Origin of the sequence: Lactobacillus iners (assembly GCF_011058775.1) — a bacterium.
GTDB lineage: Bacteria > Bacillota > Bacilli > Lactobacillales > Lactobacillaceae > Lactobacillus > Lactobacillus iners.
The window spans coordinates 1,083,931-1,097,530 of the sequence record NZ_CP049230.1; the positions used below are offsets into that span (position 1 = coordinate 1,083,931).

The window sequence follows — 13,600 nt, forward strand, 5'->3', positions numbered from 1 at the left end:
ATTCCTCCTTATTTTTCATAAACGTAATCGGCTATAACCCACTGGTTACCGCCTAAATTATACCAAAAATGTCCATCAGCTTTAGCAATCTTAAAGAAACGCCAGCGAGTGTTATTAGCTAATTTTTTACCAGTTAACTTACCGGCTGGAGCATTAACAACTGCTAATTTTTGATAATTACCACAACTAACTGTAACTATCCCATGTGCAGCTACTTCATTTCGACCAGTTGAGCTAACTGGACTAGCTGGTGCTTGAGTTTTAGGTTCAGCTACTTTTTTACTATCATAAGTTACAATAGTATATTGGCTATCTATCCATTGATTAGTTCCTACACGATACCATAAATGATTATTAATACTAATCTGGCGATCAACACGCCAACTAGTACCATGTGCTAAATACTTACCAACTACGTGATGAGCTGGTTTTTGCCAAACAGCAATCCCATATTTAGGAATATAATTGATTTTGACAATTTTATTAACGACGCTAGCGTCACTCATCCTAGCAACTGGGGCTTGACTCACAATAGGAACTATCGCAATTGCATCAATCCAACCATAATTAGTCAAAGCATATTTAACACCATTGCCATAAGCAATATACTTAGTGACATCTACTACGTCGCCTCTATGCAAAGTCTTAACTAATTTACCTACACTAGATTCAACAGGTGCTGAAGACACAGAACAAGTTTTTTGTATGACTTTTCTTTCGTTAACGTCTGTAATTTTCGGATCATATTTTGTCAAATTATATTGACTAATAATTTTATCCAAACTCTGAGCATAATTAGGAGCAGTAGCATACTTGCCTTGCAAACCATTTGTAGCATCTGAACTAGATTGTGCATTTTCAATCCAAGTATCTGAATAATATCCATTTAAGCCATTGCGAAGTAAATTACCATTGTCATCAAACGACTCATGATAAGTCGGATACTTTCTAAAATTAGCATCAACTGTATAGTAACCATTATCATCACTAAACTCAGAAGTCGAAAAAGATACAGAATTTCCTTGATATGAACCCTTGATGCCAAACAAATTATTATTTGGTTCTTGTGCCAACTGAGAATTACCCCAATTAGATTCAAGAATAGCTTGTGCAAGCATCACTGAAGTATATGTTCCGTACTTAGACGAAGCTTTAGTAGCAGCAGGTATAGCTTTATTTAAAAATTCCTGTTGAGTGGTAGCATCGACTACTTGATGAGTCTGGCTATTTGTATTTAAGATATTATCTACAGATATCCCAGCACCAGCAATTAGAATTGCCGTGACAGCACTCGTTATAGTTGATCTATTCATATCCTTCTCCTTTAATATTACGTACCAATTTTTATTTTAAGTACTAAATTTTTCCATTTCAACCGAACATCTGTTCAATAACATAATTGTAACATTAACTTAAAACACAGCCTATTATCCAGAAATTATCCCTGTTAATAGACTGTGTTTTGTTAGATTATTTTAACTATTGATCATTAGTTGTTTAAAATTTTAATTAATTGCTGGAGCAATTGGATGCTTTGATTTAGCAGTAGTGAAAATTGGATTAATCGTTCGCTCAACATATTGAGCTGCTTGCGGTTCAGTATATAGCCCAACCCCTTCTTTAGCAAAAATATTTTCTTTTGCAATAGTATCCATCACCTCTTTAACTTCAGCTTCTGTCAAGTTAGCACTAGCATATGGCAAACTCAAAGTAGATACCTTATGATGATCATTTTTAAAAATTAATTTTAATGTTTTGCTTGTTTTTGTCATTGTTTATCTCTCCTTATTGTGTACTAATTCTGATTTTATTCAGCAATAATCTCATTGCTTTGAATTAATGTAGCATTTTTAAAGCTATCGCCTTTATGTAATTTAGCTATTGCTTTACCTACATTTACCACACTTGCATAATCTGCATCGGGCTTTAAATTTTTAAAAGTAAATACTTTTTCTCCCTCATCATACTTAGGATTAATAAATATATATTCTACTTTTTGTGACACTGTTTTTGTTTTCATCTTCATACCATCCTTATTAAATATAATGTAAGTTTTTCACCGGTGTTTTTTTGACTTACACTATTACTAACGTTTGAGAATGATAATTTGTCGCAAAAATTCAGATAATTCATAAAAAGATTGATTTTATACTATTTTACATGTAATATAGTATTGAATTTTTGTACAGATATAACAAATAAGAAGGAGCTCTTAACTTTGACTGAAGACTTAAAGAATACCGAAACCGAAGAAACTACTGAAGAAACTACTGAAGAAACTACTGAAGATCAATTTGAAGTAGTTGTACCAGAACCCAATCGTGTAGAAATGCCAGCAACTGAATATAAGGAATATCCTGATTATTTAAATGTTTTCGCAAACTTTTATATTGCCAAATTTGAACAAGCTGATTTAGAAATCATGGCAGCTTTTGATGGTAATCATGATATTATTGAAATCAATACATATATTCTTGCCAATGAAGCATTTGGTCGTCGTAATTTGATTAAACATGTTTTGAATATTCATGCACAAAATTTTGAAAATATTCTAGCAAATATTAAAGCAAAAACTGGTCTAGCTGTAGAAAGTGTTCGTACATTTGACGAGTGGAATGATTGGTACAGTGAACGTCGCAATAACATCTCACAAACTCTTTCTTAAGGCTTGCATGTTTTTGCAAAATATATGAGAATGTAGTAATAAAAAGAATGCTATAGCATTCTTTTTTTCGTATTAATTTTCCTATATAAGGATCAATTAGGAGTTATTTTTCATGAATGACAAGTTAAAAAATCGCCTCTCAATTGCAGGATTATTGATAACTATTGGTATAGTTTATGGCGATATCGGTACTAGTCCGCTATATGTTATGAAATCAATCATTAATGCTAATGGTGGCTTAGTTAATATTAATCGTGAATTGATTATCGGAAGTATTTCATTAATTCTATGGACGGTTACATTATTAACTACTATTAAATATGTATTAATAGCCTTACAAGCGACAAACCACGGCGAAGGTGGAATTTTTGCTTTATATGCTTTAGTACGCAAAAGGGCTAAATGGTTGGTTATGCCTGCTTTAATTGGTGGTGCTGCTTTATTGGCTGATGGAGCTTTAACTCCAGCAGTGACTGTTACCACATCTATTGAAGGTCTCAAAGGTATGAAACTAGGACAACATATCTTTGTTCCTGATCAAAAATCAGTAATTTTTATTACCATTATTATCCTTTTATTGCTTTTTTTGATTCAAAGAATGGGAACTGATGTTATTGGTAAAGCCTTCGGTCCCGTAATGCTCATCTGGTTTACCTTTTTAGGTGTTGTAGGTTTTTGTAACATGATTGGTGATATGTCGATTTTAGAAGCACTTAATCCAATTTATGCTATTAAAATTATGTTCAGTCCTGCAAATAAAGTTGGTTTCTTTATTTTAGGAAGTATTTTTCTTGCTACAACTGGTGCTGAAGCCCTATATTCAGATGTAGGTCACGTTGGTAAAGCAAATATCATTGGTTCTTGGCCTTATGTTTTTGTTTGCTTATCTCTTAACTATTTAGGTCAAGGTGTCTGGATTTTGCATAATCCTAATTATCATGCTATTGGCGATTTAAATCCCTTTTTTGCAATCGTTCCAGAGCAATTGAGAATTTATGCTATCATCTTAGCTACTTTAGCAGCTATTATTGCATCCCAAGCATTAATTACTGGTTCATTTACCTTAGTTTCTGAAGCCATCCAATTAAAATTCATTCCACGCATGAATATTATTTTTCCTTCTAAACAACAAGGTCAAATCTATATCCCATCTGTTAATAAAATGCTCGCAATTGCTACCTTATCAATTGTCTTCTTTTTTAAGACATCTGAACATATGGAGGCTGCTTATGGTCTAGCTATTACAGCAACTATGTTAATGACTACACTATTATTGTTTGAATATTTGGGGCAATCTAACCATTCAATTTTTACTCGTTTACTATTTGTAGTCATCTTTACACTCATTGAAACGGCCTTTTTAATTTCAAGTTTAGTCAAATTTGTTCATGGTGGTTATGTCACCGTTTTAATTGCTGGCTTAATTTTAGGTGTAATGTATATTTGGTACTACGGTAATAAGGTAAGGGATCTTAGAGAAAATCGTAATTCTTATGTCCGATTAGATCAATATATTGATATGTTGACACGTTTAAGTCATGACGAAGATTATCCTACATATGCTACTAACTTAGTTTACATGGCAAAAGTAAAATACAATAAATTCATTAAACGTGAAGTAATCTATTCCATCTTAGACAAAAGACCTAAGCGTGCTAAAGCTTATTGGTTCGTTACTGTAAATGTTACAGATGAGCCTTTTACCAATGAATACTCAGTTAATACCTTTGGTACAAAAAATGTCATCAATGTGCAATTATATTTAGGATTTAAGCAACAACAGCGTGTTAACATCTATTTGCGACAAATTGTTCATGATCTAATTGCCGACCAGACAATTGAAGCTCAGCCACAAGAATACACTACAACCCCTGGTCGAGATGTCGGTGATTTTTCATTTGTTATTGTGCAAGATGTAGTTAGTCCGCAAACTCAATTAACTAATTACGAAAAGAATATTATAAAAGCTCGTGTTTGGTTACAAAATTTATCATCCAATCCAGCATCATGGTTTGGCTTAGATTATTCAGATACAGTGATTGAACGTGTACCTTTGATTTTAGGAACACGCCATAAGTTCTATATCAATCGTGTACCAGCCAGCAAATATAGTATTATTGAAAAAGAAAAAGAAGAAAAAAAGCATATGCTAGCTGAATATCGTAAAAAACTACATAATTTTTAAGCATCGTTAACGATGCTTTTTTATTTCCATAATTCCAAGTCACTGGCAAACATCATTTGTTTAATTAGTGCTATGATTTTAAATGATAGTTAATTTATGAAAGTAGGAATCTAATGAATTTACAAGAGGAATTACTAAATAAACTTAAAGAAGATGAAACAGAAATAATTCGCATCCGACGACATTTACATGAATACCCCGAGATATCTTTCCACGAAAAAGAAACCGCAACATATATTAAAAAATACTATCAGCAATTAGGATGTCCAATTCACGATTGCGGTGATGGATATGGTTTTTACATCGATATAGATAGTAATACTGCGGGACCTCATTTAGCGTTGAGAGCTGACTTCGATGCCTTAGCTGTACAAGAAAACAACAATCTTTCTTTTAAATCTAAACACCCCGGAGTGATGCATGCTTGTGGTCATGACGGTCATACTGCATACTTGATGGTTTTAGCTAAGAACTTATGGCAAATAAAAGATAAATTGCGTGGTAAAATCAGAATTATTCATCAACCAGCTGAAGAAATATCACCGGGTGGAGCAATTTCGATGCTCAAGGATGGTGTTTTAGATGGTATTGATCAAATAATCGGCTTACATTTAATGTCATCAATGCCGACCAGCATGATTGGTATCCACAAGGGAGAAACTCAAACTGGACGAGCTAGTTTTGAAATCAAATTAATAGGAAAAGGTGGACATGCTTCTATGCCACATCTGTCTAACGATGCAATCGTTGCTGGTGCTTATTTAGTTACTATGTTACAAACAATAGTTTCCAGAAGAATTAATCCTTTTGATACAGCTAGTGTTACCATTGGCTCTTTTGAAGGTGTAGGTTCATTTAATGCTATTAAAGAAAATGTTACCTTAAAAGGTGATGTCCGCATTATGAAGGAAAGCACGAGAAAATTAGTTAAAAGTCAAATTTTTCAATTAGTTAATGGCTTACAAACCAGTTTTAATATTAAAGCAAGTATCAACTATGATGATAACTATCCTGTTTTAATCAATAATGAGCAATTGGCTAATGAAGCAATAACTGCTTTAACTAAAGCCAAGCTACCTGAAGTATCTACTGTAATGGATCCTGGTCCACAAGATCCTTCTGAAGACTTCTCATACTTTTCTCAAAACATCCCAGGACTATTTTTCTATGTTGGTTGTATGGCAGCAGATCAAACGAATCACCCACATCACAGTCCTGACTTTTATGTTAATGAAAACTCATTACTAATTGCTGCCAAAGCTGCAGCTATCATTACTCTACACACCTTATTTAAATAAACATATTTTTGCAAAATAAAAGATCATCATTAAGCATTATAGCCTAATAAATGATCTTTTATTTTTTGATTAACTTACCAATATAAACTAACAGATAGATCAAAACTTCAATCATCGAAATAAAGAAAGTAACAGGCCAGTTAGTATAATAGCCTAAAGCTAACCCTAACCAAACGCCAATAAGAGCAATAGCTACCGCCCAAGCTAGCATGCTAAAAATAGTTTTACCCAAATATCTAGCTGTCGATGCTGGCAGTGTTAATAAAATAAACACCAACAATGAGCCTACAACTTGTGAACCAATAGCAACAGACATCCCCAAAGCCATCAAAAAAATAGCACCTACTAGGGCTGTATTTAAATGATGACTAATAGCTCCAATATGATCAAATGAATCATAATTTAGTGGCGACATAATACATAAAATAACTAAAATCACAACCAATGAAAGGAGCACTAACTGAATTACACCAGATAAATCTACTCCAATAATTGAGCCAAACAAAATGTCAGTAGCATAACGACTATTAGCGTGTGAAATAGCTAAAAATAAAACGCCTAGGCCAATAAATAATGCTGATATTGCTGATATTGCTGACTCTTTTTGTTCACTACGCAGTGATAATTCACCGACACAAAGCGAACCTAACAAAGTAAAAAGTAACATTCCCCATAAAGGATTAATTCCTAAAAAAACTGCAAAAGCTGCTCCGGCAAAGCCAATTTCTGATAATGTATGTGCTAAAAAACTAAAGCCACGTGCAACAACATAAACACCGACAACAGCACAAGTTATCGCAATAAAGCTACTAGCTAAATAAGCATATTGCATAAAATCGTAACTTAACATTATTTATATCTCCTCTTCGGCAAAATCTTTCATTTGCCCATGAATTAGGGTTTTATTATGAAAAATCAAATATTCATGCATATATTTTTTAGCTAACATAATATCATGGGTGGTAAATAATACTGTCATTTGATGTTTTTCATTCAAATGCTTGATCAACAACATCAATTCTTCTTTAGCAGTTGGATCCAAACTAGCGGTAGCTTCATCTAGAATAATTAAATCTGGTCGATCTAATAATGCTTGAGCTAAATATGCTCGCTGACGTTGACCACCAGATGCAGCTCCCATGCGTAGATGCTGAATCTGAGATAAATGTGTTTCTGCCAGTATGCGATTGATTTCTGCTTTATCTTTTTTTGATTTAAAAAGTGGCATATTTAATTCCACAAAAGCCTTAATTGATAAGGGATAATCAGCATCCAAATTACGAAATTGAGGTACATAAGCAACCTTAATTTTGGAACTATATTGAAAATCACCACTAGTTGCATGTAACATCCCCATCAAAATTTTAATTAAAGTAGTTTTACCAGTACCATTTGAACCTAGTAAGGCAGTTGTTGAGCCTTTTTGCAATGTAAAACTAACTCGATCAAAAATAAGTCGATCCTCAAATTTCATCATCAAATTATTGACTTGTAAAATTGTACACATTTACCTCTATTTCCTCATCCATCTATCTGGTTAACAAATCAAGTATTTTATATTGAACTGCTGATTCATCACATGAACCAATAATATGCTTAGCAGCTTTTTTTGCTTCTGGTAAAGCTGTTCCCATAGCAAAGCTATGTCCTACATACTCTAACATCCCTACATCATTACCACTATCACCAAACGCAACCATTTCTGAAGATTTGATACCTAGCTTATATGATAAATATTTCAAGCCCACAGCCTTATTCATACCAGGTGTTGACATATCAATTGTATTGGCCGACCCTGCAACAAAACCAATTTCAGGATAGCGATAACGTAAATCTTTGATAATTGTAGGCATTAACTCTGGTGGTACAACAATACTTACCTTGAAAATACGATCGTCAACTTCTTCATAATCATCAATTTGCTTAAGATTTTTGTAGTACTTATAATTTTCCAAATAAAATTCCTGACCGGATTTTTTCAAAATATAAGCTCCAGTAACTCCCGAAACAATGCTAGGATAAGACATTTCATCTACAATATTAAGCATTAAATGATAAATATCATCTGGGATATCAACAATACGCAAAATTTGCTTTCCTTGTGCAATCATTGCTCCATTTTCTGCGACAAAATAAATCTTATCCACATGATTAGGAAACCTAGTTAACAAATTAGCATGTTGATTTCCACTTGCGACGACAAATTTAATATTTTGCTCCTGCATCAAATCAAAGATTCGAACAAACATTGCTTCATCATATGTTTTATCTTCTCTTAACCATGTTCCATCCATATCAGTTGCTATCAATTTAATCATATAAACTATCCTTCTTTCTTTCAATGAGGATCAAATCGCTCAAGAGTTGTGCCAAATATCCCAAAATATCTCCTTTTACTATAACATAGATGAACTAAAAAAGAACGTGTCTTTTCTTACACGCTCTTGTCTTTTATAGCCCTATTTAAGAATTAATTTAATAATATGGTTGACAATAGCTTCTGCAATCTTTTGTTTATTCATCCGTGGTAATTTTACATCTGGAGCATCTTTAGTAATAATTGTTACTTCATTCAGATCTGATCCAAACACATCCTGACTAACATCATTAGCAATTATCATATCTGCTCCTTTTTTACTTAATTTAGTGTGAGCATTGGCTAATAAATTGTTAGTTTCTGCTGCAAAGCCTACCACGACTTGCTTTTCATTTTTGCTTTGAGCCAGTGTATATAAAATATCTGGATTTTTTACCAACTCTAATTGATAAGAATCATTGCCAGTAACTTTTTTGATTTTTTGTGGGCAATAATTTTTAGGTCTAAAATCAGCAACGGCTGCAGTCATTACTAAAATATCAGCATCACTAAACTCATGCTCCGCCACTGTTAACATTTCTTGAGCACTTGCTACATGAATAGTTGTTAATCTGACAAATGGCACAATATTCACACTAACTTTGCCATAAATCAATGTAACATCAGCTCCTCTTTGCAAAAAGGCTTGAACCATTGCCCAACCCATTTTCCCACTAGAAAAATTAGAAATATAGCGAACTGGATCAATTTTTTCAAGGGTTGCTCCAGCAGTAATAACTACCTTTTTTCCGACTAAAGAACTATCGCAGTGCAAATTAGCATTAACAAATTGTACTATTTTGTCTGGTTCTGGCAAGCGACCTTGAGCTTGGTATCCCTCAGCCAAATATCCAGTTTCTGGCGTCATAACCTGCATTCCATCGTCAATTAATTGCTTAATATTACGTTGCAATGCAGCATTATGCCACATTTTATTATTCATAGCTGGAACTACTATAATTGGTTTATCTGTTGCTATCAAAGCAGTTGTCACTGCATCATCTGCTATGCCATTGGCTAATTTAGCAATTATATTAGCCGTAGCAGGAACAACCAACGCCAAATCGCACCATTGAGCTAATTCTAAATGTCCAATCTCAGTTTGATGATCATTATCCCATAAATCTGTTAAAACAGTAGTATGCGTTAAAGCAGCAAAAGTTTGAACACCTACGAATTTTTGGGCATTAGCTGTCATCCCTACTCTAACTTCATGGCCTTGTTTCTGCAGCTCTCTTAAAACTAAAATCGATTTATATGCTGCAATACCACCACTAATATAAATTGCTATTTTTGACATTTAATTTACCTATCCATTTACTCAATATACTAATTAAATTTTAGCTTAACCAATATTAAATACAATATCAAAAAACAACATAAGTCAATTAATTAGACTTATGTTGTTTTGATTAGTAATTATTAATTTTCACTACCTGTAGATTGTGCTTGAGCATAAACTGATTTTTCTTTGGAATCAGATTCATTTTCTTTTTCAGGCAGATTTTCTGCAGGAATATCTGCCTTAGGTTCCATTTTACGATAAATTGGCATACCAGTACCTGCTGGTACAATCTTACCAATAATAACATTTTCTTTAAGTCCAAGAAGTGGATCAGATTTACCTCTAATTGAAGCATCTGTAAGCACACGTGTCGTTTCCTGGAATGAAGCTGCAGACAAGAAACTATTAGTTTCCAAAGCGGCCTTAGTAATTCCAAGCATTACACTTTGAGCTGTAGCAGGAATACCACCAGAAATAATAACATCTTTATTACGTGCCTTAAATTCACCGATATCCATCAATTCACCAGGTAAAATATCAGTTTCACCTGGATCCAAAATGCGAACCTTTTGCAACATTTGACGAGCCATTACTTCCACGTGCTTATCTGCAATCTCAACACCCTGCATTCTATAAGCTTTTTGAATTTCACTCAAGATATATTTCTCTGTAGTTAAAGCATCACGAACACGGATTAATTCCTTTGGATCAATAGAACCTAAAGTTAATTTTTGTCCACGTTCTACTTGATCTCCTTCAGCTACCGCTACTGATGCAGTATATGGTACAGAGTAAGTTCTAGTATCAGTTTGACCCTTAACAGTAATCTCACGTGTATGTTCAGCAGGATCTTCTTCAATACTTGTAACTTCACCAGTTACTTCTGAGATTGTCGCACGTCCCTTAGGATTACGTGCTTCAAATAGCTCTTGTACACGAGGTAAACCTTGAGTAATATCGTTAGCACCGGCAACACCACCGTTGTGGAAGTTACGCATAGTCAACTGAGTTCCTGGCTCACCAATAGATTGAGCAGCAACAGTACCTACGGCTTCACCTACTTCAACATCTTCACCTGTAGCTAAGTTCATACCATAACATTTTTGACAAACACCATGTTGTGTGTTGCACGTAAATACAGAACGAATAGTAACTGAAGTTACACCAGCATCAACTATCTTTTGGGCCATATCTTCGTCCATCATTACATTAGCTGGGCAAATTGTTTCACCAGTTGTAGGATCAATTACACTCTTAGAAGTATATCTACCTACCAAACGATCAAACAATGGTTCGATCATTTCGTCACCCTCAGTAATTGCAGAAACAGTAATGCCACGATCAGTATTACAATCTTCTTCTCTGATGATAACATCTTGGGCTACATCAACCAAACGACGAGTTAAATAACCAGAGTTGGCAGTCTTAAGAGCAGTATCAGTCATTCCTTTACGAGCTCCGTGAGTTGACATGAACATTTCCAACACTGTCAATCCTTCACGGAAGTTAGAAGTAACAGGAATTTCCATCATACCACCGTTAGGTGCGGCCATCAAACCACGCATACCAGCTAACTGAGTAAAGTTAGAAATATTACCACGAGCTCCAGAGTCTGACATGACAGAAATAGGATTGCGTGGATCAAACAATCCAGCAAGTTCATTTTGAATGGTGTCTTTACAATTATTCCAAATACTGATTACACGATCATGACGTTCTTCATCAGTAATTAAACCACGACGGTATTGTTTAGAAATGACGTCAACTTTTTGACGATTTTCACGTACAATATCATCTTTATCTTTCAAAGTAGGAATATCTTCAACACCAATAGTTAACCCTGAAGTAGTACATACGGTATAACCTAATTCTTTCAAATCGTCCAAATAATCGGATGTTCTTTGAACACGATATAATTTATAAATTTGGGCAATAGAATCAGCTAAGAATCCCTTCTTAAATGCCTTGCCTAAAGGTAATGAATCTAACTTATCGTGAATATTTTCACCTGGTTTAAGGAAATATTTTTCAGCTAATGGGCTAGTCAAATTCTCTTGAGTTGGTTCATTGACGTAGAAGAAGTCCTTAGGGAACAAAGCATTAAAGACTAATTTACCATAAGTTGTCACAAAAATACCATGTTCATAGCCTTCAGGCCACTTCTTTTCAGGCATTGAATCAGCAGACATTCCGATTCGAGTATGATAGTGAATATCACCATTTTCATAAGCAATTGTTGCTTCTTCTGGTGAATTAAAGATCATACCTTCACCTTCACGTCCACGCTCAGTTTGAGTCAACCAATAATTTCCTAAAACGATATCCTGAGATGGCGTTACGATTGGCTTACCATCTTTTGGAGCCAAAATATGGTGAGCAGCTAACATTAATAATCGTGACTCTGCAACAGCTTCATCAGACAATGGTAAGTGAATAGCCATCTGGTCACCATCGAAGTCAGCATTATAGGCTTCACAAGCTAGCGGATGTAATCTGATAGATTTACCAGCAACTAATACCGGCTCAAAAGCTTGAATACCTAAACGGTGCAAAGTAGGGGCACGGTTTAAAAGAACTGGTCTTTCTTTAATTACATACTCAAGAATGTCCCAGATATCATCATCTTCACGATCTATCTTGCGTTTAGCATTTTTAATATTTGATGCTAATCCACGCTTAACTAGTTCATGCATCACAAAAGGCTTAAATAACTCTAATGCCATTGGACGGGGAACACCACATTGATAGAATTTCAATTTAGGTGATACATCAATAACTGAACGTCCTGAATAGTCAACACGTTTTCCAAGTAAGTTTTGACGGAAACGTCCTGGCTTTCCTTTCAACATATGTGAAAGTGATTTAAGAGGACGATTGCCAGGGCCAGCTACAGGACGACCACGACGACCATTATCAATCAAAGCATCTACTGCTTCTTGCAACATTCTCTTTTCATTTTGAACAATAATACGTGGTGCATTAAGATCAAGTAATCTCTTCAAACGATTATTTCTATTAATCACACGTCTATATAAATCATTTAAATCAGAAGTTGCAAAACGTCCACCGTCTAATTGAACCATTGGACGAAGATCTGGCGGAATAACTGGAATACAATCCATAATCATCCATTCAGGCTTATTACCAGAATTACAAAATGCTTCCAGAATATCTAAACGTCTAATGGCACGCATTCTCTTTTGACCAGTAGCAGTTTTTAATTCTTCTTTCAACTTTTTGGCTTCTTCTTGAATATCAACTTGCTTTAACAGGTCTTGAATAGCTTCTGCACCCATTTTAGCTTGGAATCTATCGCCATATTTAGCTTTATTTTCACGATATTCAGCATCAGTTAAAAGTTGCTTAAATTCCAACTCAGTATCGCCTGGATCGATAACGATATAAGCAGCAAAGTAAATTACTTCTTCCAAGGCTCTTGGTGAAATATCAAGAATCAAGCCCATTCGTGATGGAATGCCCTTGAAGAACCAAATATGAGAAACAGGAGCGGCTAATTCGATATGCCCCATTCTCTCTCTTCTAACTTTGGCAGAAGTTACTTCAACACCACAACGGTCACAAACTATGCCACGATAACGAACACCCTTATATTTGCCACAACTACATGTCCAGTCTTTTGTAGGGCCAAAGATACGCTCGTCAAATAATCCATCTCTTTCAGGTTTCAAAGTACGATAATTAATTGTTTCAGGTTTCTTTACTTCACCATAAGACCAACTTCTAATCTTATTAGGTGAGGCTAAATTTACCTGCATACTTTCAAACTTATTTACATCGATCAAAAGTTTAT

Annotated in this window: 11 protein-coding genes; 3 read left to right on the top strand and 8 right to left on the bottom strand. The window is 34.5% G+C overall.

Translation table 11 applies throughout. The features are described from left to right. Positions 1-8: 8 nt before the first annotated feature. From G6Z82_RS05290 to G6Z82_RS05300, 3 genes are all read right to left on the bottom strand, one after another. The gene (locus G6Z82_RS05290; RefSeq protein WP_164785893.1) at positions 9-1,313 is read right to left on the bottom strand and encodes a glycoside hydrolase family 73 protein; all 1,305 of its coding nucleotides are present in this window, start codon (positions 1,311-1,313) and stop codon (positions 9-11) included. 192 nt (positions 1,314-1,505) lie between these two features. Further along, entirely contained in the window at positions 1,506-1,772 is a 267-nt protein-coding gene (locus G6Z82_RS05295; protein WP_006730555.1) for a DUF2922 domain-containing protein, read from the bottom strand. A gap of 35 nt (positions 1,773-1,807) precedes the next feature. Next, positions 1,808-2,020, bottom strand: coding sequence for a DUF1659 domain-containing protein (locus G6Z82_RS05300; protein ID WP_006732740.1), 213 nt, complete (start codon positions 2,018-2,020; stop codon positions 1,808-1,810). Positions 2,021-2,218: 198 nt separating this feature from the next. On the opposite strand from G6Z82_RS05300, the gene G6Z82_RS05305 reads away from it, so the two are divergent. From G6Z82_RS05305 to G6Z82_RS05315, 3 genes are all read left to right on the top strand, one after another. Then, a complete protein-coding gene (locus tag G6Z82_RS05305; RefSeq protein ID WP_006735753.1) occupies positions 2,219-2,665 on the top strand; it encodes a hypothetical protein in 447 nt (148 codons plus the stop codon). Positions 2,666-2,777: 112 nt separating this feature from the next. After that, positions 2,778-4,850, top strand: coding sequence for a KUP/HAK/KT family potassium transporter (locus G6Z82_RS05310; RefSeq protein ID WP_006729531.1), 2,073 nt, complete (start codon positions 2,778-2,780; stop codon positions 4,848-4,850). A 113-nt stretch (positions 4,851-4,963) separates the two neighbouring features. Continuing rightward, positions 4,964-6,148 carry an amidohydrolase gene (locus G6Z82_RS05315; protein ID WP_006734749.1) on the top strand — a complete coding sequence of 395 codons (1,185 nt, stop codon included), beginning with the start codon at positions 4,964-4,966 and terminating at the stop codon, positions 6,146-6,148. Positions 6,149-6,206: 58 nt separating this feature from the next. Here the strand turns inward: G6Z82_RS05315 and G6Z82_RS05320 are convergent, their stop codons facing one another. From G6Z82_RS05320 to rpoC, 5 genes are all read right to left on the bottom strand, one after another. Next, positions 6,207-6,998 carry a metal ABC transporter permease gene (locus G6Z82_RS05320; RefSeq protein WP_006730531.1) on the bottom strand — a complete coding sequence of 264 codons (792 nt, stop codon included), beginning with the start codon at positions 6,996-6,998 and terminating at the stop codon, positions 6,207-6,209. Between the two features lie 3 nt (positions 6,999-7,001). After that, positions 7,002-7,655: a metal ABC transporter ATP-binding protein gene (locus tag G6Z82_RS05325; protein ID WP_164785895.1), complete on the bottom strand. Its 654-nt coding sequence runs from the start codon at positions 7,653-7,655 to the stop codon at positions 7,002-7,004. 22 nt (positions 7,656-7,677) lie between these two features. Next, the gene (locus G6Z82_RS05330) at positions 7,678-8,466 is read right to left on the bottom strand and encodes a Cof-type HAD-IIB family hydrolase (protein ID WP_164785896.1); all 789 of its coding nucleotides are present in this window, start codon (positions 8,464-8,466) and stop codon (positions 7,678-7,680) included. A 141-nt stretch (positions 8,467-8,607) separates the two neighbouring features. Then, complete coding sequence (coaBC, locus tag G6Z82_RS05335; protein ID WP_164785898.1) at positions 8,608-9,804, bottom strand: bifunctional phosphopantothenoylcysteine decarboxylase/phosphopantothenate--cysteine ligase CoaBC; 1,197 nt, start codon at positions 9,802-9,804, stop codon at positions 8,608-8,610. Between the two features lie 122 nt (positions 9,805-9,926). Beyond that, complete coding sequence (gene rpoC / locus G6Z82_RS05340; protein WP_006734230.1) at positions 9,927-13,592, bottom strand: DNA-directed RNA polymerase subunit beta'; 3,666 nt, start codon at positions 13,590-13,592, stop codon at positions 9,927-9,929. Positions 13,593-13,600 lie beyond the last annotated feature (8 nt).